The sequence below is a fragment of the Methylobacterium sp. BTF04 genome, from assembly GCF_010692745.1.
Lineage (GTDB): Bacteria > Pseudomonadota > Alphaproteobacteria > Rhizobiales > Beijerinckiaceae > Methylobacterium.
Window position 1 is genome coordinate 89,463 of the sequence record NZ_JAAHTB010000006.1, and the last position, 24,151, is coordinate 113,613.

The 24,151-nt window shown below is 66.6% G+C and carries 24 protein-coding genes; 20 read left to right on the plus strand and 4 right to left on the minus strand.

Annotation, left to right across the window (positions count from 1 at the left end):
* Positions 1 to 44: 44 nt before the first annotated feature.
* The 3 genes from rpsR to G3T14_RS05845 all read right to left on the minus strand — a co-directional run bounded on the left by rpsR (position 45) and on the right by G3T14_RS05845 (position 1,780).
* Entirely contained in the window at positions 45 to 338 is a 294-nt protein-coding gene (gene rpsR / locus G3T14_RS05835) for a 30S ribosomal protein S18 (protein ID WP_163640974.1), read from the minus strand.
* A gap of 3 nt (positions 339 to 341) precedes the next feature.
* Positions 342 to 821, minus strand: coding sequence for a 30S ribosomal protein S6 (gene rpsF / locus G3T14_RS05840; RefSeq protein WP_056190048.1), 480 nt, complete (start codon positions 819 to 821; stop codon positions 342 to 344).
* Positions 822 to 1,405: 584 nt separating this feature from the next.
* Complete coding sequence (locus G3T14_RS05845) at positions 1,406 to 1,780, minus strand: PH domain-containing protein (RefSeq protein WP_163640976.1); 375 nt, start codon at positions 1,778 to 1,780, stop codon at positions 1,406 to 1,408.
* A 135-nt stretch (positions 1,781 to 1,915) separates the two neighbouring features.
* Here G3T14_RS05845 and G3T14_RS05850 point away from each other — a divergent pair, with 135 nt between their 5' ends.
* The 15 genes from G3T14_RS05850 to dxr all read left to right on the plus strand — a co-directional run bounded on the left by G3T14_RS05850 (position 1,916) and on the right by dxr (position 15,043).
* Complete coding sequence (locus G3T14_RS05850) at positions 1,916 to 2,674, plus strand: pyridoxine 5'-phosphate synthase (protein WP_163640978.1); 759 nt, start codon at positions 1,916 to 1,918, stop codon at positions 2,672 to 2,674.
* The gene (gene acpS, locus G3T14_RS05855; protein WP_163641106.1) at positions 2,671 to 3,084 is read left to right on the plus strand and encodes a holo-ACP synthase; all 414 of its coding nucleotides are present in this window, start codon (positions 2,671 to 2,673) and stop codon (positions 3,082 to 3,084) included. The genes G3T14_RS05850 and acpS overlap by 4 nt, the downstream gene beginning before the upstream one ends.
* A 117-nt stretch (positions 3,085 to 3,201) precedes the next feature.
* The gene (gene lepB, locus G3T14_RS05860; protein ID WP_163640979.1) at positions 3,202 to 4,002 is read left to right on the plus strand and encodes a signal peptidase I; all 801 of its coding nucleotides are present in this window, start codon (positions 3,202 to 3,204) and stop codon (positions 4,000 to 4,002) included.
* A gap of 13 nt (positions 4,003 to 4,015) precedes the next feature.
* The gene (gene rnc / locus G3T14_RS05865; protein ID WP_163640980.1) at positions 4,016 to 4,810 is read left to right on the plus strand and encodes a ribonuclease III; all 795 of its coding nucleotides are present in this window, start codon (positions 4,016 to 4,018) and stop codon (positions 4,808 to 4,810) included.
* A gap of 58 nt (positions 4,811 to 4,868) precedes the next feature.
* On the plus strand, positions 4,869 to 5,771 hold the full coding sequence (gene era, locus G3T14_RS05870; protein WP_246732965.1) for a GTPase Era: 903 nt from the start codon (positions 4,869 to 4,871) through the stop codon (positions 5,769 to 5,771).
* Between the two features lie 135 nt (positions 5,772 to 5,906).
* A complete protein-coding gene (locus G3T14_RS05875) occupies positions 5,907 to 6,833 on the plus strand; it encodes a methyltransferase (RefSeq protein ID WP_163641108.1) in 927 nt (308 codons plus the stop codon).
* Entirely contained in the window at positions 6,830 to 7,570 is a 741-nt protein-coding gene (locus tag G3T14_RS05880; RefSeq protein ID WP_348645214.1) for a pseudouridine synthase, read from the plus strand. The genes G3T14_RS05875 and G3T14_RS05880 overlap by 4 nt, the downstream gene beginning before the upstream one ends.
* Positions 7,571 to 7,746: 176 nt before the next feature.
* Positions 7,747 to 8,814 carry a 30S ribosomal protein S2 gene (locus tag G3T14_RS05885; protein WP_163640982.1) on the plus strand — a complete coding sequence of 356 codons (1,068 nt, stop codon included), beginning with the start codon at positions 7,747 to 7,749 and terminating at the stop codon, positions 8,812 to 8,814.
* 118 nt (positions 8,815 to 8,932) lie between these two features.
* Positions 8,933 to 9,853 (plus strand): translation elongation factor Ts, encoded by a 921-nt coding sequence (tsf, locus tag G3T14_RS05890; protein ID WP_163640983.1) that lies wholly within the window; start codon positions 8,933 to 8,935, stop codon positions 9,851 to 9,853.
* Positions 9,854 to 10,010: 157 nt separating this feature from the next.
* Entirely contained in the window at positions 10,011 to 10,733 is a 723-nt protein-coding gene (gene pyrH, locus G3T14_RS05895) for a UMP kinase (RefSeq protein WP_163640984.1), read from the plus strand.
* Positions 10,734 to 10,885: 152 nt separating this feature from the next.
* Positions 10,886 to 11,383, plus strand: coding sequence for a BLUF domain-containing protein (locus G3T14_RS05900; protein ID WP_163640985.1), 498 nt, complete (start codon positions 10,886 to 10,888; stop codon positions 11,381 to 11,383).
* A 138-nt stretch (positions 11,384 to 11,521) separates the two neighbouring features.
* Positions 11,522 to 12,088 (plus strand): ribosome recycling factor, encoded by a 567-nt coding sequence (frr, locus tag G3T14_RS05905; RefSeq protein ID WP_163640986.1) that lies wholly within the window; start codon positions 11,522 to 11,524, stop codon positions 12,086 to 12,088.
* A gap of 149 nt (positions 12,089 to 12,237) precedes the next feature.
* Complete coding sequence (locus G3T14_RS05910; RefSeq protein ID WP_163641112.1) at positions 12,238 to 12,987, plus strand: isoprenyl transferase; 750 nt, start codon at positions 12,238 to 12,240, stop codon at positions 12,985 to 12,987.
* A gap of 2 nt (positions 12,988 to 12,989) precedes the next feature.
* Positions 12,990 to 13,853: a phosphatidate cytidylyltransferase gene (locus G3T14_RS05915; RefSeq protein WP_163640988.1), complete on the plus strand. Its 864-nt coding sequence runs from the start codon at positions 12,990 to 12,992 to the stop codon at positions 13,851 to 13,853.
* A gap of 14 nt (positions 13,854 to 13,867) precedes the next feature.
* Complete coding sequence (dxr, locus tag G3T14_RS05920; protein ID WP_163640990.1) at positions 13,868 to 15,043, plus strand: 1-deoxy-D-xylulose-5-phosphate reductoisomerase; 1,176 nt, start codon at positions 13,868 to 13,870, stop codon at positions 15,041 to 15,043.
* 45 nt (positions 15,044 to 15,088) lie between these two features.
* Here dxr and G3T14_RS05925 read toward each other — a convergent pair whose 3' ends face one another.
* Entirely contained in the window at positions 15,089 to 15,736 is a 648-nt protein-coding gene (locus tag G3T14_RS05925; RefSeq protein ID WP_163640992.1) for a TetR/AcrR family transcriptional regulator, read from the minus strand.
* A gap of 124 nt (positions 15,737 to 15,860) precedes the next feature.
* Between G3T14_RS05925 and G3T14_RS05930 the strand changes: the two genes are divergently transcribed.
* The 5 genes from G3T14_RS05930 to lpxD all read left to right on the plus strand — a co-directional run bounded on the left by G3T14_RS05930 (position 15,861) and on the right by lpxD (position 24,126).
* Complete coding sequence (locus G3T14_RS05930; protein WP_246732954.1) at positions 15,861 to 17,138, plus strand: HlyD family secretion protein; 1,278 nt, start codon at positions 15,861 to 15,863, stop codon at positions 17,136 to 17,138.
* 10 nt (positions 17,139 to 17,148) lie between these two features.
* On the plus strand, positions 17,149 to 18,729 hold the full coding sequence (locus tag G3T14_RS05935) for a DHA2 family efflux MFS transporter permease subunit (protein WP_163640994.1): 1,581 nt from the start codon (positions 17,149 to 17,151) through the stop codon (positions 18,727 to 18,729).
* Positions 18,730 to 18,918: 189 nt separating this feature from the next.
* Positions 18,919 to 20,079 (plus strand): RIP metalloprotease RseP, encoded by a 1,161-nt coding sequence (rseP, locus tag G3T14_RS05940; RefSeq protein ID WP_163640996.1) that lies wholly within the window; start codon positions 18,919 to 18,921, stop codon positions 20,077 to 20,079.
* A 377-nt stretch (positions 20,080 to 20,456) separates the two neighbouring features.
* Positions 20,457 to 23,024, plus strand: a complete 2,568-nt coding sequence (gene bamA, locus G3T14_RS05945) for an outer membrane protein assembly factor BamA (protein WP_163640998.1) — start codon at positions 20,457 to 20,459, stop codon at positions 23,022 to 23,024.
* 46 nt (positions 23,025 to 23,070) lie between these two features.
* Entirely contained in the window at positions 23,071 to 24,126 is a 1,056-nt protein-coding gene (gene lpxD, locus G3T14_RS05950) for a UDP-3-O-(3-hydroxymyristoyl)glucosamine N-acyltransferase (RefSeq protein WP_163641000.1), read from the plus strand.
* Positions 24,127 to 24,151: the final 25 nt, after the last annotated feature.

The following is a 24,151-nucleotide window of genomic DNA, read 5'->3' on the forward strand; positions in this document are numbered from 1 at the left end:
ATGAGCCGGGCCGAGGCAGCGTGACTTACTCGGTCACGCGAGGCTTACTTGATCACGTAAGGCAGGAAGCCGAGGAAGCGGGCGCGCTTGATCGCCTGGGCGAGCTCGCGCTGCTTCTTGGCGGACACCGCCGTGATGCGCGACGGCACGATCTTGCCGCGCTCTGAGACGTAGCGCGACAGGAGCTTGACGTCCTTATAGTCGATCTTGGGCGCGTTCGCGCCCGAGAACGGGCAGGTCTTCCGACGACGGAAGAAGGGACGGCGACCACCGCCCGCACCACCACCTGCACCAGCTCCGCCAGCGGCGGGAGCACCGGGTCCAGCACCAAATGCCATGACTTAAGCCTCCCCGCCGAAGCTGCGCTCGGGGCGGTCGCCCCGGTCGCCGCGATCACCACGGTCGCCGCGATCGCGGTCACCGCCGAATCCACCACCACCACCGAAGCCTTCGTCGTCACGACGACGGCCGCGCTCGCGATCCTTGCGGTCGTCGCGGTCGCGCTTCTGCATCATCGCCGACGGCTCGGACTCGAGCTCTTCGACGCGGACGGTCATGAAACGCAGGACGTCCTCGGAGATCTGCATCTGGCGCTCCATTTCGGCCAGGGCGGCCGGAGGGGCGTCGACGTTGAGGAGCGTGAAATGCGCCTTGCGGTTCTTCTTGATGCGGTAGGCGAGGGACTTCACGCCCCACATCTCGATCTTCTCGACCTTGCCGCCATTGGCTTCGATGACGCCCTTGTAGGTCTCGACCATGGTCTCGACCTGCTGGGCCGTCACGTCCTGGCGCGCCAGGAAGACGTGTTCGTAGAGAGGCATTAACGGGCCCTTCATGTCCAAAGGGGCCCGACGGCACGGAAGTGCTGGGAGAAACGTCGGGCCGGTTCGTACGCAGTTCACCCGGCGCCAAGCCCTTCGAGCCGTTTGAAGGCCCGAGCGGTTGATCGAAGGCGGAGACACGGGACGATGGAAAACATCCGTTCCAGGATCTTTCCCTATGCCGGACAAAGCCGGCACCGTCCGTTCAGCCCCCAGCCGGAGCGAACGCGAGGTGCGGCGCATAAACGACTTCCGACACGGTGGCAAGTTTTCGTCGGTAATCTGTCCCGGTAGAAGGATTGTTCAGACGGCCGTTGGGCGCGCTGACGATGCCGGGCTGTGCGCGCAGCCATCCCACAAGGTCGTCGACGCTGTCGCGGGGAACCTGGGCGATGGACGTTTGTCGAGACCATCCCTTGCGCAGGCCACAGTTTGATTCCGCGCGGCACCCAACTGTCCGGCTTCCTCGGGAGGTGGGATTGCCGCTCGGCGCCTTGTGACAGCCCTTACCTTCCCGATGGCCGTCCACACCGCTTCTGCTTGGCCGGAACAGCAGTCATTCGATCCGCACTGGGAACCGTCGCCTAACGGATCGAGGCGGCGATCGCCTGCTGGATACCGAGGATATTGGCGCCCCGCTTCACGGTTTTCTGGATCGGCTCGGCTCTGCCGGACACCCAGATCTTGAGTTCGGATTCGAGGTCGAAGCTCCCGGCGGTCTCCACCGAAAAGCAGGTGATCGCCCGGTAAGGCACCGTCATGTAGGCGACCTTCCGCCCGGTTATTCCTTGCTTGTCCACCAGGATCAGGCGGCGGTCGGTGAAGACGATGAGGTCGCGGATGATCCGGAAGGCGATCTGAACGCTTTCACCCTCGGTGAGGACGCCGGCGAGCTGCTCGTTCACGTCCGCCGGCGAGAGGTCGCTGCCGTGACCCAGCAGGCCATCGAGAAATCCCATCGCGCGCCGTATCCCCGTTCCGGTATCGGACGACTATGTAGGAAGGCAGGCGGCCGATCGAAATGGCTGGGCTCGGTCTTGGCCCGCCCGGTATCCGGCCACTTCCCCAGGGATCGCGTACGGAGTCCGCCCAAGATGTCACTTCGTCCACTTCGCCTTGGCGTGAACATCGATCACGTCGCCACGGTGCGCAACGCGCGCGGCGGCACATATCCCGATCCGGTTCGGGCGGCTCTGATGGCGGTCGAGGCCGGTGCCGACGGCATCACCGCGCATCTTCGCGAAGACCGCAGGCATATCCGCGATTCCGACATGGAGACGCTCGCCCGCGTGCTCACCGTGCCACTCAACTTCGAGATGGCGGCCACCGACGAGATGGTCGCCATGGCCCTACGGCTGAAGCCGCATGCGGCCTGCCTCGTGCCGGAGAAGCGCGAGGAGCGCACCACGGAGGGCGGCCTCGACATCGTCGGCGGCCACGCTCACCTCCGACCCCGCATCGCCGCGCTGTCCGGGGCCGGGATTCGGGTGTCGCTGTTCGTCGAGCCCGATCGGGCGGTGATGGATGCCGCCCGCAGGCTGGAGGCTCCGGTGGTGGAGCTCCACACCGGCACCTATTGCGAAGCCGTCGCGGCAGGCGACACCGCCCGGATCGCGTCGGAACTCGTCCGAATCGCCGAGGCCGCCGCCTACGGGACCGGCCTCGGACTGGAGGTGCATGCCGGGCATGGCCTCGCCCTCGACAGCGTCGGCCCGGTGGCCGCCCTACCGGAAATCGCCGAACTCAATATCGGGCATGCGCTCATCGGCGAGGCGATCTTCGTCGGGTTGCCTCAGGCGGTGCGCGACATGCGCGCCGCGATGGATGCGGCCAGAGTCGGGGCGTGCCGATGATCCTGGGAATCGGCTCAGACCTCTGCGACATTCGCCGCATCGAGAAGTCGCTCGGTCGCTACGGTGACCGCTTCACCCATCGGGTCTTCACCGATGCCGAGCGGGCCAAATGCGATTCGCGCGCCGCCAAGGCGCCGTCCTACGCCCGGCGATTCGCCGCCAAGGAGGCCTGCGCCAAGGCGCTCGGAACCGGCATCAGCGCCGGCGTGTTCTGGCGCGACATGGAGGTGGTGAACCTTCCCGGCGGCCGTCCGACCCTCAGGCTCACCGGTGGCGCAGCGGCGCAGCTGGTCGCGATGACCCCGCCTGGCCATGCCATCAAGCTCCACATCACGCTCACCGACGATCCGCCGATGGCGCAAGCGTTTGTGATCATCGAGGCGGTGCCGCTCGGCACGGGGGAGAGTTAGCCGGCGCCCCCTCGCGTTGCGGCTCCTCCCCGCATGGTCTATGCCGCCGCTCATCGTCGGCGGCGAAAGAGGCACGGATTCCGGGCTCTCGCGTCGAATCCGGAAGATGGCAGCCAGATGGAACGTGCCCGCGTGGACCACCAGACGAAGCATGACTTGAAGGCGGCCCCGACCGGGACCTGGGCCAGTATCAAGGAGACCTTGAAGGTCGGTGGTCAGGCGCTTCTGATCGCGCTGGTGGTGCGCACGCTGCTGTTCCAGCCGTTCAACATCCCGTCGGGCTCGCTCGTGCCGACGCTGCTGATCGGCGATTATCTGTTCGTTTCGAAATATTCCTACGGCTATTCGAAATATTCGCTGCCCTTGAGCGAGTATCTCCCCTTCACTGCCGATGGGCGGGTGTGGGCGGCGACCCCGAAGCGCGGCGACATCGCCGTGTTCAAGCTGCCCAAGGACAACGCCACCGACTACATCAAGCGGGTCATCGGCCTGCCGGGCGACAAGATCCAGATGAAGTCCGGCCTGCTTTACATCAACGACGTGCCGGTCAAGCGCGAGCGCATCGAGCCGTTCGAGACCACCGGTCCCTACGGCGAGCAGGCCAAGGCCGAGCAATACCTCGAGACGTTGCCGAACGGCGTCACCCACCGGGTGATCGAGCGGGATGGCGACAACGGCTACTGGGACAATACCGAGCCCTACACCGTGCCGCAGGGCCGCTTCTTCATGATGGGCGACAACCGGGACAATTCCACGGATTCGCGCGATCTCGCCAGCGTCGGCTTCGTGCCGTTCGAGAATTTCGTCGGCCGGGCGGAGATGATCTTCTTCTCCATCGACGAAGGCACGCCGGCGTGGCAAATCTGGAACTGGCCGGCGAAGGTCCGCTGGGGCCGCCTGTTCACAACCATTCACTAGGACGTATCGAATCGTGGACGAAGAGGCGCGTCCCTCCAGCCGGGCGCGGCGCGCGCCCCGTCCGAAGCCCGGCCTCGCCGTGCTCGAAGCGCGGGTCGGCCATGCCTTCACGGATCAGATGCTCCTCGTCCTGGCGCTGACGCATGTGAGCAAGGCCGGCGGCAACGGCCGCCTCGGCAGCTACCAGCGCCTGGAGTTCCTCGGCGACCGGGTCCTCGGCCTCGCCATTGCCGAACTGCTCTACGCGGCGTTTCCCCAAGCGGACGAGGGCGATCTCTCGCGGCGGCTCGCCGGCCTCGTCCGGCGTGAGACCTGCGCGGCGGTGGCCGCCGCATGGGATGTCGGACCGCATCTGTTGCTCGGCCCCGGCGAGATCCAGAGCGGCGGCCGCCGCAACCAGACCATTCTGGCCGATGCCTGCGAATCGATCCTCGGGGCGGTTTTCCTCGATGCCGGATACATCGCGGCCAAGGCCATCGTCGAGTCCGCCTTCACGCCCGGCATCGATACCGCCGCACCGCGCGGACGCGACGCCAAATCCGCGTTGCAGGAATGGGCCATGGGCCGTGGCCTGCCAATTCCGATCTACGACGTTGTCGAGCGCTCCGGCCCGGATCACGCTCCGGTCTTCCGAATCGCCGCCCGCGTCGAGGGCGTCGATCCCGGCTTCGGCACCGGCCCCTCGAAGCGCCTCGCCGAGCAGGAGGCCGCCCGCCTCGTGCTGGAGCGCGAAGTGCTCGGTTTGACCCCCCCTGTAATCATGGAGACGTCGGCGGACGTCGGTGAAGGAAATCGCCCCGATGTCTGACGATGATTTTGACGATGGCCCCGAATTCGAGCCCCTGACGCCGCTCCCCGCGGTACGGATGCCGGACAATACGACCGCCGGATTCGTGGCGCTGATCGGCATTCCCAATGCGGGCAAATCGACGCTGCTCAACAGCCTCGTCGGCACCAAGGTGTCGATCGTCTCGCGCAAGGTGCAGACGACCCGGGCGCTGGTGCGCGGCATCGTCATGGAAGGGACGGCGCAGATCATCCTGGTCGATACGCCCGGTATTTTCGCTCCGAAGCGTCGCCTCGATCGCGCGATGGTCCACTCCGCCTGGAGCGGCGCGTCGGATGCCGATGCGATCTGCCTGCTGATCGATGCGCGCAAGGGCGTCTCCGAGGAGGTCGAGGCGATTCTCGCCAAGCTTCCGGACGTGAAGCGGCCCAAGGTGCTGATCCTCAACAAGATCGACCTGATTCCGCGCGACCGCTTGCTGGCGCTCGCCGCCTCGCTCAACGAGCGCATTCCTTTCGTCCACACCTTCATGATCTCGGCGCTGAACGGCGACGGCATCGACGTGTTGAAGGCGACGCTGGCCTCCATGATGCCGAAGAGCCCTTGGCTCTATCCGGAGGATCAGGTCTCCGACGCGCCGATTCGCATGCTCGCCGCCGAGATCACCCGCGAAAAGCTCTACGACCGCCTGCACGAGGAACTTCCCTACCGCTCCACGGTCGAGACCGACCAGTGGCAGGTGCGGACCGATGGTTCGGTGCGCATCGAGCAGACCATCTTCGTGGAGCGCGAGAGCCAGCGCTCCATCGTGCTCGGCAAAGGCGGCCAGACCATCAAGGCGATCGGTCAGGCGGCGCGACACGAGATCGCGGAGGCCGCCGAGCAGAAGGTGCATCTCTTCCTTCACGTCAAGGTGCGTGAGAACTGGGCAGACGATCCGGCACGCTACCGCGAGATGGGTCTGGAGTTCCCGCGCGGCTGAGCATCGGCTATGTAAGACGCAGGCCGGCGCGCGACTCGGGATTCGTCGCCGTCCGGCCCTCTCAAACGCTCCCTGTCACGCCAAAAGCCGTCGAGGCGCGCGCGCCGTCGCGCCGGATTCGTCACGATGCCAGCCATGTCTTTTTCGGATGCGTCTCTCTCGGAGGCCGTTTACGGCCAGCCGCCGCTCGAACTCGCGGAAGTGCCGGACGATGCGGTCCAGCTCTCGCCGCTGATCCCCGGCTCAGCCCGGCTGGAAGACGTCGCTCCGGCGAGCCTCGAGCGGCTCGATATTCTGGCGCCTGCCGGCACCATCGAGCGCCGTTACGTGCTCGCTCTGGCCCTCCGCGCCCTGCGTCCGGGCGGTCGGTTGACCGCGCTGGCACCCAAGGACCGGGGCGGCGCGCGCATCGCCAAGGAGCTCGCCGCTTTCGGCTGCGTACCGACGGAAAGCGCCCGTCGACACCATCGCATCAGCGTCCTCGATCGTCCCGAGACCCTCACGAATCTCGAAGAGGCGATCGGCGAAGGGGGGCCGCGCCACATCGACAATCTCGCCTTATGCACGCAGGCCGGAATCTTCTCGTATGACCGGCTCGATCCGGGCTCGGCCCTGTTGCTGGCCAACCTGCCGCCGCTCTCCGGCCGCGGCGCCGATTTCGGCAGCGGCCTCGGTATACTCGCGCGTGCCGTCCTCGCCTCGCAGAAGGTGACGGAGCTGACGCTCATCGATATCGACCGGCGCGCCGTCGAGATGGCCGCCCGCAACGTCGGCGACCCCCGCGCGATCCTGCGCTGGGCCGACATCCGCGCCGGCGGCCTCGGCCTCGCCCGCCTCGACTTCGTGGTGATGAACCCGCCGTTCCACGATGGCGGCTCCGAGGATCAGGCGCTCGGCCAGTCCTTCATCACCCGTGCGGCCGAGGCCCTGCGGCCCGGCGGCATCTTGTGGCTCACCGCGAACACCCATTTGCCCTACGAGGCGCCGCTCAACGCCGCGTTCAAGGCCGTGGCGCTCAAAGCCTCGGCGGGAGGTTACAAAGTCTACGAGGCGCGCCGGTGAGCAAGGTCGCCACGCTTCGCCTCGACCGCATGCTCGCCAATATGGGCTACGGCTCGCGCCGCGAGATCGCGCTCCTGACCCGCGCCGGCCTCGTCATCCTCGATGGTGCGCCGTTGCGCGATGCCGACCAGCGCATTCCGGTGACCCCCGATCTGGCGCAGCGCATGGTCGTCGACGGTGAGGCCCTCGACCCGCCGCCCGGGGTCACGCTGATGCTGCACAAGCCGCTCGGCGTCACCTGCTCGCACAAGGAGGCCGGCCCGTTGGTCTACGGGCTGCTGCCCGAGCGCTGGCGGCGGCGCGACCCGGCTCTGTCCACGGTGGGGCGGCTCGACAAGGAGACCTCCGGCCTCCTGCTGCTCACCGACGATGGCGCGCTGCTACATCGAATCATCGCGCCGAAATCCAACGTCGCCAAGCGCTACCAGGTCACCCTCGATCGTCCGCTCAAGGGCAACGAGGGCGCGATCTTCGCCTCCGGCACGCTCATGCTGGAGGGAGAGGAGAAGCCGCTGCTTCCCGCCGAGATCGAGGTCCACGACGAGACCCACGCCGCCGTCACCCTTCACGAAGGCCGCTACCATCAGGTCCGGCGGATGTTCGCCGCGGTCGGCAACCACGTCACTGCCCTGCACCGCGACCGCATCGGCGGACTGACTCTGCCGACGGAGCTCGATGCCGGATCTCACAGGATCATGGGCGCGGCTGACATCGCCGCGGTGTTCACCGGATCGTAGCCCGGATCGCCGCGTTGCGCGCCGAAAACCTTGCCTTCCCAGAAACCCTCTGGTAAGGCCCCGCCCATTCCACACGCGGAGTTGGCCTCATGCCTGAATGAGGCGTTTCCGGTGGTCGTTGCTCGTAAGAGCGCGATCGCTTCCTCCGCGGCGGCATCAACCGGAGAGTAAAAATCATGGCCGTCGACTTCACCATGCGTCAGCTTCTCGAAGCCGGAGCGCATTTCGGACACCAGTCGCATCGCTGGAACCCGAAGATGCAGTCCTACATCTTCGGAACGCGCAACAACATTCACATCATCGATCTGGCCCAGACCGTGCCGGCGCTCCATCAGGCGCTGCAGGCTGTGAGCGACACCGTCGCCAAGGGCGGTCGCGTGCTGTTCGTCGGCACCAAGCGCCAGGCGGCCGACACCATCGCCGAGGCGGCCAAGCGGTCGGCCCAGTACTACGTCAACTCGCGTTGGCTCGGCGGCATGCTGACCAACTGGAAGACCATCTCGGGCTCGATCGCGCGCCTGCGCAAGGTCGACGAGACCCTCGACGGCGGGGCCCAGGGCCTCACCAAGAAGGAGCGTCTCATGCTTGGCCGCGAAAAGGACAAGCTCGAGAAGGCCCTCGGCGGCATCAAGGACATGGGCGGCGTGCCCGACCTGCTGTTCGTGATCGACACGAACAAGGAGCAGCTCGCCATCAAGGAGGCCCAGCGCCTCGGCATCCCGGTGGCCGCCATCGTCGACACCAACTGCAACCCGGACGGCATCACCTACGTGGTCCCGGCCAACGATGACGCCGGCCGCGCCATCGCCCTGTATTGCGACCTGATCGCCCGCGCTGCCATCGACGGCATCTCGCGCGGCCAGGGCTCGAGCGGCGTCGATCTCGGCGCGTCCGAGGAGCCCACCGCCGAAGAGCTTCCGGTTCACGAAGAGGCCGCAGCGTCGATCGAGTCCGGTTCGGTCACGCAGGCCGATGTCGCGGCTCTGGTGGACTCCACCGAGCATTTCGAGCTGCTGTCGGCTCCGCGCGGTGCGCCGGATGATCTGTCGAAGCTCCACGGCGCCGGTCCGCAGATCGTGCAGAAGCTCAACGAAGCCGGCATCTACCATTACTGGCAGCTGATCGCGATGAGCGAAGCGGATGTGGCCAAGGTCGATTCCGACCTCAAGCTCAATGGTCGTATCGGCCGTGACGGCTGGATCGAGCAGGCCCGCGGCTTCGCCGAGGCTGCCGCCACCGCGTAAGGCGCGACGGCGGCTCGTCAGCGGGCCGCCACCGACGGAACTGAAAACCCATCTGAAGCCCGGCGCTTTGCTCAAGCGCCGGGCTCCTTCACTTTTTGAGTCACGGAAAGGACAGGCCATGGCCAACATCACCGCCGCACTGGTGAAAGAGCTTCGCGAAAAGACCGGCGCGGGCATGATGGACTGCAAGGGCGCGCTCAACGAGACCGCCGGCGACATCGAGGCCGCGGTCGACTGGCTGCGTAAGAAGGGCCTCGCCAAGGCTGCCAAGAAGGCCGGTCGCGTCGCTGCCGAGGGCCTCGTCGCCGTCGAGTCGTCGGGCCATCACGCCGCGATCGTCGAGGTGAATTCCGAGACCGACTTCGTGGCGCGCAACGACAGCTTCCAGGCGTTCGCCCGCGAGGCCGCCAAGCTTTCGCTCGACACGGATGGTACCCTCGAGGGTCTCGAGACCGCACATTTCCCGGGCTCCACGACCACGATCAAGGAGACCCTGTCCCACCTCATCGCCACCATCGGCGAGAACATGACCCTGCGTCGTGTGGCCAAGCTCGACGTGACCAAGGGCGTCATCGCCTCCTACGTCCATGCCCAGGTCGCCGACGGCCTCGGCAAGATCGGCGTCCTGGTGGCGCTGGAATCCGAGGGCGACGTCGAGGTCCTCTCCACCCTCGGTCGCCAGATCGCCATGCACGTCGCGGCCACCAATCCGGTGGCCTTGGATGCGGCCGGCGTCGATCAGGCGACCCTCGATCGCGAGATCAACATCCTTCGCGAGAAGAATGCCGGCAAGCCCGAGAACGTGCTTGCCAAGATCGTCGAGAGCGGCCTGAAGAGCTACTACAAGGAGGTCACCCTCCTCGAGCAGCCTTTCGTCCATGACGGCTCGAAGACCATCAGCCAGGTTCTCAAAGAGGCCGAGGGCAAGGCCGGTGCCGCCGTTAAGCTCACCGCCTTCGTGCGCTACGCGCTCGGTGAGGGCATCGAGAAGGACGACGGTCCGGACTTCGCCTCCGAGGTGGCTGCCGCTCGCGGCTGATCGCGTACGCGTCGCGACTCACAACCAACGAAGTCCGGAGGGGCGGCGGCAGCGATGTCGCCGCCCCTCGACGTTCCGGCCCGGCTTGGGCTAGACACCCTCCGCTTCCGATTGGCTCTCCGTCCTGTTTCAGGTCGGATCAGAGGGGACTGGCTCGATGCCGGAGACCACACCGTTTCGCCGCGTCCTCGTGAAGCTCTCGGGAGAGGCCCTGGCCGCCCCCGACGGCTATTGGCTGCATCCGCCAACCCTGGCCGGCATCGCCGACGACATCGCCCGGACCCTCGAGGCGGGCATCCAGGTCGCCCTGGTGGTGGGCGGCGGCAATATGATTCGCGGCGCACGCATCTCGGCGGCCGGCTGGATCGACCGCGCCACCGGCGATTCGCTTGGCATGATGGCGACGGTGATGAACTCGCTGGCGCTCGAGACCGCGTTGAATGCCGCCGGCGTCCCCGCCCGCACCATGTCGGCGGTGTCGATGCCGACGATCTGCGAGACCTTCGCCCGCCAGCCGGCCCTGCACCACCTCGACAAGGGACAGGTCATCGTGCTCGCCGGCGGCACAGGCAATCCGTTCTTCACCACCGATACGGCCGCCGTCCTGCGCGCGGCCGAACTGCGCTGCAACGCGGTGCTGAAGGCGACGCAGGTGGATGGCGTCTATTCCGCCGACCCCAAGACGGATCCCACCGCCACGCGCTACGACCGCCTCACCCATGACGAGGCCATCGCCCGCGATCTCAAGGTGATGGACACGGCCGCCTTTGCGCTGGCCCGCGAGGCCCGCCTGTCGATCGTGGTCGGCTCCGTCCACGCACCGAGTTCGATCAAGGCGATCCTGACCGGAGCGGCGCCTTCGACACATGTCGTACCCTAAGGTGCGTAATCGTTAAGTATCGAGCGCAACATTAAGACCCGAGGGTCGGTCGTACTGCTTGAAATGGGCGTCAGAATTTCTTGAGGATTTTGGCGTCAACTGTGGTCACGATTGCTTCGCCGCGGGTCTGACGCGGCTTTCGAGTGTGTTCGATGTCGTTGTCGCAGATCATCTTCTACAGCCACAACCTCGTGAACCTGACCGGCGGCTCGATGCGCGACATGGTCAGGGACATCCTGGCCGCGTGCAACCGCTACGATCGCGGCTCGGGCCTCACCGGGGCCCTGGTCTTCAACGAGCACTTCTTCCTGCAGGCGATGGAGGGGGAGGCGTCGAGGATCTCCGAGCAACTCTGGAAGCTCGCGGCGGACAATCGCCACAACAGCATGATCCTGCTCTCCGCTCGCCCCGTACACGAGCGTGACTTCCGGGGTTGGATGGTCGGCTATGCCGGCCATTCGGAGGCCCTTGATGCCCTCTACCTGCGATACGGCCCGACGGCCAAGCTCGACCCCTCCGAAATGCAGATTCCGGGGATCGTCGGCTTGCTGCGCGCCTTCGCGGACCTCGACGGAAGTCACTTCGTCCAACACTCGGGCATGCCCTCGCCCGCCGGTGTTCAACCGCAACCGCGCAAGGCGACCGCCTGAGCGGCAGACGCGTGTCGATTTGAGGTTGGGTGGGCGGGAACGCCATTTGCGAGCCACCGGGTTTTGGTTCATTGAGGCCGGTGAACGGACCCTTGTGGTCCCACATCGCTCCTTCAGTTGGCGTCTGGACACGTACGCATGGCAACCCTTCCAGAATTTGACCTCAGCGATATCAAGCGCCGCATGCAGGGTGCCGTCACCGCGCTGAAGGGCGACCTCGGTTCGCTCCGCACCGGCCGCGCGACCCCGAGCATCCTCGATCCGATCCAGGTCGATGCCTACGGCGCCAAGATGCCGATGTCCCAGGTCGCGACGGTGAGCGTACCGGAGCCGCGCCTCCTCAGCATCTCGGTCTGGGACCGCGGCATGATCGCCGCCGTCGAGAAGGCGATTCGCGAATCCGATCTCGGCATGAATCCGCAGACCGAAGGCCAGACCATCCGCCTGCGCGTGCCCGAGATGAACGAGCAGCGCCGCAAGGAGATGGTCAAGGTCGCCCACAAGTACACCGAGGAGTCCCGCATCGCGGTTCGCCACGTGCGCCGGGACGGCCTCGACCACCTGAAGAAGCTGGAGAAGGACGGCGCCATCAGCGAGGACGACGAGAAGCGTCAGGCCGCCGATGTCCAGAAGGTGACGGACCAGCACATCGCCGAGATCGACGAGGTTCTCGCTTCGAAGGAGAAGGAGATCATGCAGGTCTAGGATCGAGAACGCATGATCGCCGGGTATGAGGGATGGGGGGAAGCGCGTTGAGTCGCTCAGAGGCCGCGCGTCAAGTCGAGACGGCGATGACGCACGACGTCGATGCAGTGACGTTCGCCATGACTTACTCCATCCCGGAGGGCGTCGCCATGGCGACGCCGCCTCTCCAATCCGAGACCGGCCCGCTGGCGGCGCCCGCCCATGTCGCCATCATCATGGACGGCAATGGCCGCTGGGCGGCGCGGCGTGGTCTCCCACGGGTCGAGGGCCATCGTCGCGGGGTCGAGGCCGTACGGCGGGCCGTGCGGTCCGCCATCGAGCTCGGCGTGCGCTATCTGACGATCTACAGCTTCTCGTCTGAGAACTGGCGCCGGCCGCCGGCCGAGGTCGCCGACCTCATGGGCCTGCTCAAGCTGTTCGTCCGCCGCGATCTGACCGAGCTTCATCGCAGCAATGTCCGCGTCCGAATCATCGGTGATCGCGAGGGTCTGAGCCCCGACATCGCCGGGCTGCTCGACGAGGCCGAGGAGCGCACGCTCGGCAATAGCGGGCTCACCCTCGTGGTGGCCTTCAATTACGGCGGCCGCCAGGAAATCCTGCGGGCCGTCCGCACCCTGGCCGAAGCGGTGGCCGATGGGCGGATGCGCCCGGCCGATATCGGCATCGACGCGATCGCGGGTGCGCTCGACACCACCGGCATCCCCGATCCGGACCTTGTCATCCGTACCTCGGGCGAGCAGCGTCTCTCGAACTTCCTCACCTGGCAAACGGCCTATGCCGAGTACGTGATCGCGCCGGAATTCTGGCCCGACTTCGACCATGCCTGCTTCAGGGCCGCGCTCGACGAGTATCACCGCCGCGACCGCCGCTTCGGTGGCCTGAGCGGCAAGGCCGGGTGACCATGGCGCCCATCGAAGCGGCGCCTGCGCCGCAGCGCGGCCCGTTCGGCGGCCGCGAATTCCAGGCGCGTGTCGTCTCGGCCGTATTGCTCGCGGCCATCGTCGTTTCCGCTCTGGTGCTGGGCGGATGGCCGTTCGCCGTCATCTGGCTCGCTGCGGCGATCGTCGGCGCCGCCGAATGGATCGGCATGAGCCGCACCGCGCCACGCCGCCTGATCCTCGCAATCACGGCGATCACCGTCGTCGGTCTGGCGGTTTGCCTGCGGGAGGATGCGCCACTCGCCCTCTCCCTCGGGCTCACCGCGCTCGGAGTGGTTGCCCTCTGCGTCGCGGCCAGGACCATACCCGCCCGGGGCAGGGCCTTGGCCGGCCTTTTCGGTGCCATCGTCGTCGGCCTCGTTCCCACGGCGTTGCGTGACGATCCGGGCATCGGCATCCTCGGCCCCGCCTGGATGTTCGCGGTGGTGTGGTCCACCGACATCGTCGCCTATTTCACCGGCCGGACCTTTGGCGGCCCGAAGCTGATGCCGCGTGTCAGCCCGAAGAAGACCTGGTCCGGCGCACTGGGCGGACTCGCGGCCGGAACCGCGGCCGGCCTGGGCCTGGTGATCGTCGCGCGCGATCACGGCTGGAGTATGCTGGCCGCCACGCCCCTCGGGGTGATCGCCCTGACGAGCGCGGTCGCGTCGGTGATGAGCCAGGGCGGGGACCTCGTCGAATCGGCCCTGAAGCGCCGATGCGGCGTCAAGGATTCGGGTCGCGCCATTCCCGGCCACGGCGGCGTCATGGATCGTCTGGACGGATTCTTCGCGGTGGCCCTCCTGGCGGGGCTGTACCTCATCGTCCGCCGCCTGCTCGCGGCCTGAAGGAAACCTCACCGTTGCTCACCGTCTCCATCCTCGGCGCCACCGGCTCCATCGGTCGCTCGACCACGGATCTGCTGGCGCAGCACAAGACCCGGTTTCGCATCGGTGCCCTGGTCGGTGGCCGCGATGCGGTGGCTTTGGCCAAGCTCGCCCGCGAGATCGGCGCCGATTTCGCCGCGCTCGCCGACGCGTCGCAGGGGGCGGCCCTGCGCGAGGCCCTGTCGGGATCCGGCATTCCCAACGGGGCCGGCGAATCCGCGGTGCTCGAGGCAGTGGCGCGTGAGGCCGATATCGTGGTCGCGGCAGTGAGCGGCGCGGCGGGGCTGCGCCCGACCCATGCCGCGCTCCGCCTCGGCCGCACCGTGGCACTCGCCAACAAGGAAAGCCTCGTCTGCGCCGGCGACGCCTTCATGCGCGACGCCGCCCGCTACAAGGCTCGCCTCCTGCCGGTGGATTCCGAGCATAACGCGTTGGCCCAGGCCCTCGGTGACGGCGTCGTGGCGGACGTGTCGAAGATGACGATCACCGCCTCCGGCGGCCCGTTCCGCACCTGGACCGCCGAGCGCATCGCCGCGGCCTCCCCCGAACAGGCGGCGGCTCATCCGACCTGGTCGATGGGCATGAAGATCAACATCGATTCGGCCTCGCTGATGAACAAGGGCCTCGAGCTGATCGAGGCGCATCACCTGTTCGCCATCGAGCCCGAGCGCCTCGACGTCATCGTCCACCCGCAATCCATCGTGCACGGCCTCGTGTACTGGCGTGATGGGGCGGTGACGGCGGGCCTCGCCATGCCCGACATGCGCGTACCGATCGCCCATTGCCTGGGCCTCGGTGAGCGTCTGACCGTTGAGCGCGGCCGCACGCTCGATCTCGCGGCGGTGGGAAGCCTGACCTTCGAGCCCGCCGACGAGGTGCGCTTCCCGTGCCTGCGCATCGCCCGCGCCGCGCTCGCCTCCGGCGGCGCCGCGCCGACGGTGATGAACGCCGCCAACGAGATCGCTGTGGCGGCCTTCATCCGCGGCGCAATTCCGTTCTACGGCATCGCCGAACTGGTCGAGCGCACCTGCGAGCACTTCGCGGGGACCTACCGCACCGCTCCGGCGGATGTGGACGAGGCTCTGGCCATCGATGCGCATGCCCGCGCCTGGAGCGCCGAAGCACTCGGCGAACGCCGCGCGGCCGAATAGGTCTCGCGGTTCGGCGTCCGCTCCGATGGCCGACGCTCTACGCGATCAGGCTTCCGGGGCGTAGCCGGCCATGAACACCCGCACGGCTTCGATGACGCGGTACTCGATTTCCCGATTGGTCACCGGACCCCCGGCCGCGAACAGCAGGCGGGTGAGGAGCCCGGCTTGGCACAAATGGAGAAAGTGCTTGGCGGCGAGTTCTGTATCCGCCTTGCGCAAGCGTCCGGCCGTCACCTGCGCGGCGAGATAGGCGCCCAGGCGCGCCACGCCCTGGACCGGCCCGGCCTCGTAGAACGCCTGACCGAATCGCGGAAACTTCTCCGTGGCGCCGATCACCATCCGGATCACCGTGACGTGTTCCGGGCGTGCCATCTCGGTGAGGTAGCTGTTGCCGAGGCGGGTCAAGGCGCCCCTGACATCGGCGTCGTCCGCGTCGAGATGGAACAGCACCTCGGCAAGTCCGCGCTTGGCCTCAAGCGTCAGCGCCTCGAACAGGCTCTCCTTGCTCTCGAAATACACGTAGAGCGTCCCCTTCGAGACTCCGGCCGAGCGGGCGATCTCGCCCATGCTCGCGCCGTCGAAGCCCGACGCCATGAAGACCGAGCGCGCGCCGTCGAGAATCTGGCGCCGTTTGTCGCTCTCGGCACTTGTCCGCAGCGAGGGATTGTCGAGGACTGGGATGTCCACGCTCATGCAATGTCTCTGATTGACCGAACCGTTCAGTCATAATATCTAACGAGCCGTCCACCCGCGCGTCAATCCGGGTCGACAAATGACCGAACGGTTCGGTCAAAATTGTCTGGTTCGGGAAACCACGATGACACTCCGCGACGAGAGCGAGCGCCCGGACGATACGGCCCATCAGCGTCGGGTGTCCGAGTCGCCAACGCTCGGTGCCGAGGCCGCTGCATCGGTGGTTCCGGCCAGTAGCGGGACGCCGTCACCGGCAATCGGACAGGCCTCCGCATCCGTCGTAGTGGTGCCCGAGCCGGAGAGTGCCGTGAAACCGCGCAGCAAGAAGCGGCTCGTCCTGCTGGCGCTTCTGGCGGTGGCGATCGGGGCCGGGGGCTACAAAGGCTACGACTGGTGGACGGTGGGGCGCTTCTTCGTCACCACCGACGACGCCTATGTCCAGGCCGACATTTCCGTGCTCGCCGCCAAGATCCCGGGCTACCTCGCGGCGGTGCCGGTGATGAACGGACAGACCCTGCACAAGGGGGATGTCGTCGCCCGGATCGACGACGGCGATTATCGCCTCGCCCGCCAAGCCGCCCACGATAAGCTCGTGACGCAGGAAGCGGCCATCGTCCGCATCGGCCGCCAGATCGAGGCGGCCCAGGCTCAGATCGTCCAGAGCGCGTCGCAGATCGACGCCGCAAAGGCCGATTCGGTGCGCGCCACAGCCGATTACGCGCGCCAGCAGCAACTCGAGAAGGTCGATTTCGTCGCCAAGTCCCGTATCGAACAGGCGCGGGCCGACCGCGACCGCACCGACGCGACGGTGAAGGGCGCGGAGGCCTCCGTGATCGTGATGAGAGCCAATGTCGACGTCCTGCGTGCCCAACGTCAGGAGGCCGAAGGGGTGGCCGCCGAGCTGCGCACGGCGGAAGCCCGCGCCGCCCGCGACCTCGACTTCACGATCATCCGTGCGCCGTTCGACGGCGTCGTCGGCAACAAGGCGGTGGAGGCGGGCGCCTACGTCTCGCCGGGTTCGCGCATCGCCGCCCTGGTGCCGCTGGAGAGCGTGCGGATCGACGCGAACTTCAAGGAAACGCAGGTGGAACGGATGCATCCGGGCCAGCGCGTGCACATCGCCGTCGACGCCTATCCGGGCCGCGATATCATCGGTGAGGTCGAGTTCCTGTCGCCGGCCTCGGGCTCGGTCTTCAGCCTGCTCCCACCCGACAATGCCACCGGCAATTTCACCAAGATCGTCCAGCGTCTGCCCGTGCGGGTTCGGGTGCCGGCGGACATCGCCCGCGAAGGCGTTCTCCGTCCGGGGCTGTCCGTGACGGTGCGGGTCGATACCCGCGACCCCAAGACTGCGGCGGCACCGGAAACGGATCGCCAGCGTACGGCCTCGGCTCCGGAATAAGGCCCCGGCCATGGCAGCCACGGCAGCGATCTCCGCACTCCCCAGAGCCGCCGAACCTCCACTCGACCGCCGCCGCATGGTGGCGTTCGTCTGCATGGTGTTCGGGATGTTCATGGCGATCCTGGACATCCAGATCGTCTCGGCCTCGCTCGCCGAGATCCAGGCCGGCCTCTCGGCCTCTGGCGACGAGATCCCCTGGGTCCAGACGAGCTATCTCATCGCCGAGGTGATCTCGATTCCGCTGTCGGGCTTCCTCTCGCGGGTGATCTCGACGCGGTGGATGTTCGTGATCTCGGCCGGCGGCTTCACGCTGATGAGCCTGATGTGCGCCACCTCGACCTCCATCAACCAGATGATCGTCTGGCGCGCCCTCCAGGGTTTCATCGGCGGCGGCATGATCCCCACCGTGTTCGCCTCGGCGTTTACGATCTTCCCACCCTCGAAGCGCTCCATCGTTTCGCCGATGATCGGCCTGGTGGCGACCCTCGCCCCGACCATCGGACCCACCGTGGGCGGCTACCTCACCGACCTGTTCGATTGGCACTGGCTGTTCCTCGTCAACGTGGTGCCGGGCATCTTCGTCACCGTCTCGACCTACCTGCTGGTCGATTTCGACGAACCGAACTTCGCCCTGTTCAAGCGCTTCGACTGGTTCGGCCTCGTGTTCATGGCACTCCTGCTCGGCTGCCTCGAATACGTGCTGGAGGAGGGGCCGAACCACGACTGGCTCCAGGACGAGGCGGTCTTCGCCTGTGCGGCGGTCTGTATCGTCGCCGGACCGGCCTTCTTCTGGCGCGCCTTCACGGCCCCCGAACCGATCGTCGACCTGCGCGCCTTCGCGGATCGCAACTTCGCCGCCGGCTGCATCTTCAGCTTCGTTCTCGGCATCGGCCTCTACGGGCTGACCTACCTCTACCCGGTCTATCTCGGCAGGGTGCGCGGCTACTCGGCCCTTCAGATCGGCGAGACGATGTTCGTCTCTGGCCTTTGTATGTTCGCCACCGCCCCGATCGCCGGCCGGTTCTCCGGCAAGGTCGATCCGCGCATCCTGATGGCGATCGGTTTTACCGGATTTGCCGCCGGCACCTGGATCGTCACCGGGCTGACCAAGGATTGGGATTTCTGGGAATTGCTGCTGCCGCAGGTGCTGCGCGGCTGCTCGCTGATGCTGTGCATGATTCCGATCAACAACATCGCCCTCGGCACGCTGCCGCCGACCCGGATGAAGAATGCGTCGGGCCTCTACAACCTCACCCGCAACCTCGGGGGCGCAGTCGGGCTCGCCCTGATCAATACGGTGCTCAACGACCGCTGGGACCTGCATCTGGCTCGCCTGCACGAGCGCTTCACCTGGACCAACACCGCGGTGCTCGAACGCCTGGAGATGACGCGACGTCAGTTCGAGGTGATGGGCGGCAATGCCGATACCATGGCGCTGAAGGCGATGATGAACACCGTGCGCATGCAGGGGCTGGTGATGGGCTTCGCCGACGTGTTCCTCGTCCTCACCGGCCTGTTTTTGGCGATGGCCTGTGCCGTGCCCTTCATTCGTCGCCCGCGGGCGGCAGGCGCCGGCGGGGGAGGGCACTAGAACCGGGGTCTTCGAGCGGAAACCGCGAGAGGGCGTTCACCGCTTGGCGTGGACAGCGGGGACAAGCCCGGTAGATCGACAGGGCTGCGACGTCTCATCCCGTACCTTGGGTTTGCGTTGGCGCGCATCCGCTCCGATCTGCTAAAGGGCAGTTGAGAGGCCCCCGCGCGTGGCGCTGAAGGATCGACGATGGACTTTCTGAACGCCATGGGTGGAACGGCGGCCGGGTTTTTCGGTGCCGTCATCCCGTTCCTCATCGTGCTGAGCATCGTGGTGTTCGTCCATGAGATGGGACATTTCCTGGTCGGGCGCTGGTGCGGCGTCGGGGTCCATGCGTTCTCGCTCGGGTTCGGGCCCGAGCTGTTCGGCTTCAACGACCGTCACGGCACCCGCTGGAAACTGTCGGCGATCCCGCTCGGCGGCTACGTCAAGTTCCACGGCGATGCCAACGGCGCCAGCGTTCCCGATCCGGAGGCCGTCGCCCGGATGAGCCCGCACGAGCGGGCGATCAGCTTCCCGGCGCAGAGCCTGCCCAAGCGCGCCGCGATCGTGGCCGCAGGCCCGATCGCGAACTTCATCCTGGCCATCGCCCTGTTCGGTGGCGCGATCTATTTCGGTGGCCGCTACGAGATGCCGGCCCGGATCGAGGCCGTGGTGCCCGGCTCCGCCGCCGATCGCGCCGGCTTCCTGCCCGGCGACGTGATCCGCTCCATCGGCGGCTCGTCGATCAACAGCTTCAGCGACATGCAACGCACCGTCTCGGGTGCGGCCGGCTCCAGCCTCGCCGTTACCGTCGAGCGCGCCGGCGAGACTAAGGATCTGGTGGCCGTCCCCGACGGCGTCGAGGAACGCACACCCTTCGGCCGCCATCGGTTCGGCCGTCTCGGCATCCAGGGGCCGAAGGCCAGCGAGGCCAAGCTCGTCCATTACGGACCGATCCAGTCCCTCGGCCTGGGAGTCTATGAGACCTACTTCGTCGTCGACCGCACCATCGACTACATCGGCAAGCTCGTCACCGGACGCGAATCCGCCGATCAGCTTTCCGGGCCGATCGGCATCGCCCGGGTGTCCGGAGAAGTCGCCAAGGTAGGCGGCATCGGCGGTCTCATCGGCCTGGTCGCGCTGCTCTCGGTCTCGATCGGCCTGCTCAACCTGTTCCCGGTCCCGCTCCTCGATGGCGGCCACCTGCTGTTCTATGCGTTCGAGGCCGTGCGCGGCCGCCCCCTGAGCGAGCGGGCGCAGGAGATTGGCTTCCGTATCGGGCTCGCCCTGGTTCTGTTCCTGATGCTGTTCGCGGCCTGGAACGACATCCTCAACCTCGGGGCATCGTGGGGTGCGCGCGGCACCTGATCACTGGGGTCGTCGGCCTCGCCTGTGGATTGTGGGGGGTGGCCGCGAGGCCGCCGTCATCACCGGCCAGAGAGACCGACGAAAGGCCGGGGCAATCGCCAAGTCGTTGTTTTTGAACATGAAATATCGAGTGAGCGCGGGACCCACGGTTCCGCGCTTCATGTTTTCTTGACCACGTTCGGCGATTGTCCGGAACCATTAAGTGACCGGAAGGCCACGTCTCCGCAAAATCCCCTTTGAGCGGCCCTCCGCAGCGTTTGCTTCGAGGGGGAAACTCGATAGAAGCTGGGCTGGGACCAGACGACGGGACGACCGGTAAACGGTCGCTTGTCTGCGGGTGCGAACCCGTACTGATGATAAAAGAGACGGGCGATTACATGATGTCGATGACGGGGAAGCGCCGGCGTAAGTCGGCCGAACAGACCATCGTCCTAGTCGCCGCTGCGGCGGCGGGCCTTGTTCTGGGCGGCGCTGCGCAGGCTCAGCAGATCGTTGTCCAGGGTAACAAGCGCGTTGATTCCGATACGATCCGGTCCTACGTGACCGGCACAGCCTCCGGTTCTCCGGAGGAAGCCCGCCGCAACCTGCTGGCGAGCGGCATGTTCTCCGACGTGAAGGTCTCGCGCAGCGGCGGCGGCACCGTCGTCAGCGTGCGTGAGAACAACATCATCAATCGGGTGGTGTTCGAGGGGAACAAGAAGGTCGAGAAAGGCACGCTGGAAGGCGAGGTCGAGGCCAAGTCGCGCGGCCCCTTCAGCGAAGGCATCGTCAAGGCCGACATGCAGCGCATCCGCGACGTCTATCGTCGGGCAGGTCGCGGCAGCGCCAAGGTCACCTTCCGCACGGTGGATCTGCCCAACGGTCGGATCGACGTGATCTACGTCATCGACGAGGGCGACAAGACCGGCATCAAGGCGATCAACTTCGTCGGCAACCGGGCCTATTCCGAGAGCAAGCTCAAGGAGCTGATGTCCTCGTCGGAGATGAACTTCCTCTCCTTCATCAAGACCTCGGACGTCTACGATCCGGACCGCATCACCAACGACCTCGACGTGGTGCGTCGCTACTATCTCAAGAACGGCTACGCCGATTTCCGCGTCGTCAACGCCGATTCCCGCTACGTCGAGGGCGAGGGTGATGCCGGCTGGGTGATCACCGTCACCGTCGAGGAAGGCGAGCAGTACACCGTCGGCGCCGTGGCGATCGACTCGCGTCTGCCCGGCCTCGAGACCCAGAACCTCGACGGCGAGGTCCGCACTGCGATCGGCGACGTCTACAATGCCGAGGACGTGGAGAAGACCCTCAACGGCGTGACCAATCAGGTCGCTCGCCAGGGCTATCCCTTCGCCCAGGTGCGTCCCACCGGCCAGCGCGACCGCGCCACCCACACAGTGGCCCTCGGCTTCGTGGTCGAGGACGGCCCCCGCGTCTACGTCGAGCGCATCAACATCCGCGGCAACACCCGCACCCGCGACTATGTCATCCGTCGCGAGCTCGATATCACCGAGGGCGATGCCTATAACCGCGTTCTCACCGATCGGGCCGAGCGTCGCCTGAACGGCCTCGGCTTCTTCAAGAAGGTCCGCTTCTCGAACGAGCCGGGCTCTGCCGCCGATCGCGTGGTGATCAACATCGATGTCGAGGATCAGCCCACGGGTTCGTTCTCGGTCGCGGGTGGTTACTCGACCCAGGACGGCATCATCGGCGAAGTCTCGGTCTCCGAGTCCAACTTCCTCGGCCGCGGTCAGTACGTCCGTGTCGCCGGCACCGCCGGCCAGTACGCCCGCGGCGTCGACTTCTCGTTCACCGAGCCGTACTTCCTCGGCTACCGCTTGGCTGCCGGCTTCGACGCCTTCTACAAGTACAGCGACCAGACCCGCTACTCGCGCTACGAGACCACGGTCTACGGCGGCCAGCTCCGCGTCGGCCTGCCGATCACGGAAGAGTTCGGCATCACCCTGCGCTACTCGCTCTACAACACCGAGCTCAAGGTCCCGAACACCATCAAGCGGCCGTACAACGACTGCTCGAACCCGATCCCGGGCTACACGGCCGTCTATCCGACCGGCACCTTCACGGCCAGCGGACAGAACGTCAGCGGGCTGGCAGCCTACCCGAACTGTGCCCTCGACGGCGAAGCCTCGATCGCGCTCAAGGGTTCCCAGGGCAACACGCTCACGTCGCTCGCCGGCCTGACGCTCGCCTATTCGACCCTCGACAACCTCGCCCTGCCGCGGAACGGCCTCTACGCCGAACTCAAGCCCGACATCGCCGGTCTCGGCGGCGACTCGAAGTTCTTCCGCGTGACCGGCGATGCCCGTTACTACAAGGAGCTTTACGAGGACGTGGTCGGCTTCGTCCGCCTCCAGGGCGGTCACATCTCGGCGCTCAACAACGAGCCACTGCGGATCACCGACCAGTTCTTCCTCGGACCGTCGCTCGTTCGCGGCTTCGCCCCGAATGGTATCGGCCCGCGTGACGTCGGCATCGCCGACAGCCGCTCGAACGCCATCGGCGGCACCACCTATGTCGGCGGTACGGTCGAAGTTCAGTTCCCGCTCTACGGCGTTCCGCGTGATCTCGGCCTGAAGGGCGCGGTGTTCGCCGATGCCGGTACGCTGTTCGGCTATCAGGGCCGCACGCAGTTCAACGTGAACGGCGATGCCTTCATCAACGGCATCGCCCCGGGCGGTGGTTGTAACTTCAACTCCGCGACGATCGCCGTCGAACCCGAGTGCGTGAACGTCCGCGACAAGGCGACCATCAGGTCATCGATCGGTGCATCGATCCTGTGGAATTCTCCGCTCGGTCCGATCCGGTTCGACTATGCCTACGCCCTGACCAAGGATGAGGGCGTCAAGGTCGATCTCGGCAACGGCAAGTTCGGCCATATCGGCAAGGATCAGCTCCAGGCCTTCCGCTTCTCGGGCGGCTCGCGGTTCTAACGAAAGAGGCGCCGCCCCTTTAATCGGGGCGGCGCGTTATCGGTCCATGACTGATCCGATTTTCTTCTCTTCGACCGTCACCCTCAGCCTCGGCGTCATCGCCGAGGCTGTCGGCGTTTCATTGCCAGAGGGCGTCGATCCGCTGACGATCGTCACCGGCGCCGCGCCGATCGAGAGCGCCGGGCCCGGTGACGTCGCCTATATGGACAATGCCCGCTACGCCGACGCGCTGGCGCAGACCCGCGCGAGCGTCTGCCTGGTATCGCCGCGCTTCGCCGCCCGCATCCCGGCCGGTACGGTCGGTCTCGTCCTGCGCGATCCCTATCGCGCCTACGCCGGTCTCCTTGCGCGTCTGCATCCCGAAGCGATGCGTCCGGTCTCGCTGTTTGCCGCCGCCGGCGTGTCGTCCGGGGCCCACGTGCACCCGGAAGCGCGGCTCGAAGAGGCCGTCCGCATCGATCCGGGCGCCGTCGTCGGTCCGGGCGCCGAGATCGGTTCGGGAACCGTGATCGGTCCCAATGCGGTGATCGGCCCCAATGTCCGCGTCGGGCGGGATTGCTCCATCGGTGCCGGATCGACCCTGACCCACGCGTTTCTGGGCAATCGCGTCATCGTTCATCCCGGCGCTCGCATCGGGCAGGACGGCTTCGGCTTCGCCATGGGGCCGGGCGGCCATCTCAAGGTCCCGCAGATCGGCCGGGTGATCATTCAGGACGATGTCGAGATCGGCGCCAACACCACCATCGATCGCGGAGCCAGTCGCGATACGGTGATCGGAGAAGGCACCAAGATCGATAATCTGGTGCAGATCGCTCACAACGTCGTCATCGGGCGCCATTGCGTCATCGTCTCGGGTGTCGGGATCTCCGGCTCGACGACGCTAGAGGATTACGTAGTCCTCGGCGGCCAGGTCGGCGTGGTCGGCCACGTGCGGATCGGCATGGGTTCGCAGATCGCAGGGTCCTCGAACGTCAACAGCGACGTCCCCGCCGGCAGCCGCTGGGGTGGAACTCCGGCCAAACCCGTCCGCGCCTGGTTCCGGGAGCTGACGACGCTCGCCCGGCTGGCCGAACGATCCGGCAAGGACAGCGATCCGGCCTGACGCGACGCTCTCAGATCATCGGCGG

What these genes read in the sequence shown, in the direction of transcription:
- lepB (WP_163640979.1), top strand. Translation starts at nt 3,202, where the DNA reads ATGGAACGTGCCCGCGTGGACCACCAGACGAAGCATGACTTGAAGGCG.
- rseP (WP_163640996.1), top strand. Translation starts at nt 18,919, where the DNA reads ATGGACTTTCTGAACGCCATGGGTGGAACGGCGGCCGGGTTTTTCGGT.
- G3T14_RS05885 (WP_163640982.1), top strand. Translation starts at nt 7,747, where the DNA reads ATGGCCGTCGACTTCACCATGCGTCAGCTTCTCGAAGCCGGAGCGCAT.
- era (WP_246732965.1), top strand. Translation starts at nt 4,869, where the DNA reads ATGCCGGACAATACGACCGCCGGATTCGTGGCGCTGATCGGCATTCCC.
- acpS (WP_163641106.1), top strand. Translation starts at nt 2,671, where the DNA reads ATGATCCTGGGAATCGGCTCAGACCTCTGCGACATTCGCCGCATCGAG.
- frr (WP_163640986.1), top strand. Translation starts at nt 11,522, where the DNA reads ATGGCAACCCTTCCAGAATTTGACCTCAGCGATATCAAGCGCCGCATG.
- G3T14_RS05875 (WP_163641108.1), top strand. Translation starts at nt 5,907, where the DNA reads ATGTCTTTTTCGGATGCGTCTCTCTCGGAGGCCGTTTACGGCCAGCCG.
- G3T14_RS05910 (WP_163641112.1), top strand. Translation starts at nt 12,238, where the DNA reads ATGGCGACGCCGCCTCTCCAATCCGAGACCGGCCCGCTGGCGGCGCCC.
- G3T14_RS05930 (WP_246732954.1), top strand. Translation starts at nt 15,861, where the DNA reads ATGACACTCCGCGACGAGAGCGAGCGCCCGGACGATACGGCCCATCAG.
- G3T14_RS05900 (WP_163640985.1), top strand. Translation starts at nt 10,886, where the DNA reads ATGTCGTTGTCGCAGATCATCTTCTACAGCCACAACCTCGTGAACCTG.
- G3T14_RS05935 (WP_163640994.1), top strand. Translation starts at nt 17,149, where the DNA reads ATGGCAGCCACGGCAGCGATCTCCGCACTCCCCAGAGCCGCCGAACCT.
- pyrH (WP_163640984.1), top strand. Translation starts at nt 10,011, where the DNA reads ATGCCGGAGACCACACCGTTTCGCCGCGTCCTCGTGAAGCTCTCGGGA.
- G3T14_RS05915 (WP_163640988.1), top strand. Translation starts at nt 12,990, where the DNA reads ATGGCGCCCATCGAAGCGGCGCCTGCGCCGCAGCGCGGCCCGTTCGGC.
- lpxD (WP_163641000.1), top strand. Translation starts at nt 23,071, where the DNA reads ATGACTGATCCGATTTTCTTCTCTTCGACCGTCACCCTCAGCCTCGGC.
- tsf (WP_163640983.1), top strand. Translation starts at nt 8,933, where the DNA reads ATGGCCAACATCACCGCCGCACTGGTGAAAGAGCTTCGCGAAAAGACC.
- rpsF (WP_056190048.1), bottom strand. Translation starts at nt 821, where the DNA reads ATGCCTCTCTACGAACACGTCTTCCTGGCGCGCCAGGACGTGACGGCC.
- G3T14_RS05845 (WP_163640976.1), bottom strand. Translation starts at nt 1,780, where the DNA reads ATGGGATTTCTCGATGGCCTGCTGGGTCACGGCAGCGACCTCTCGCCG.
- G3T14_RS05850 (WP_163640978.1), top strand. Translation starts at nt 1,916, where the DNA reads ATGTCACTTCGTCCACTTCGCCTTGGCGTGAACATCGATCACGTCGCC.
- rpsR (WP_163640974.1), bottom strand. Translation starts at nt 338, where the DNA reads ATGGCATTTGGTGCTGGACCCGGTGCTCCCGCCGCTGGCGGAGCTGGT.
- bamA (WP_163640998.1), top strand. Translation starts at nt 20,457, where the DNA reads ATGATGTCGATGACGGGGAAGCGCCGGCGTAAGTCGGCCGAACAGACC.
- G3T14_RS05925 (WP_163640992.1), bottom strand. Translation starts at nt 15,736, where the DNA reads ATGAGCGTGGACATCCCAGTCCTCGACAATCCCTCGCTGCGGACAAGT.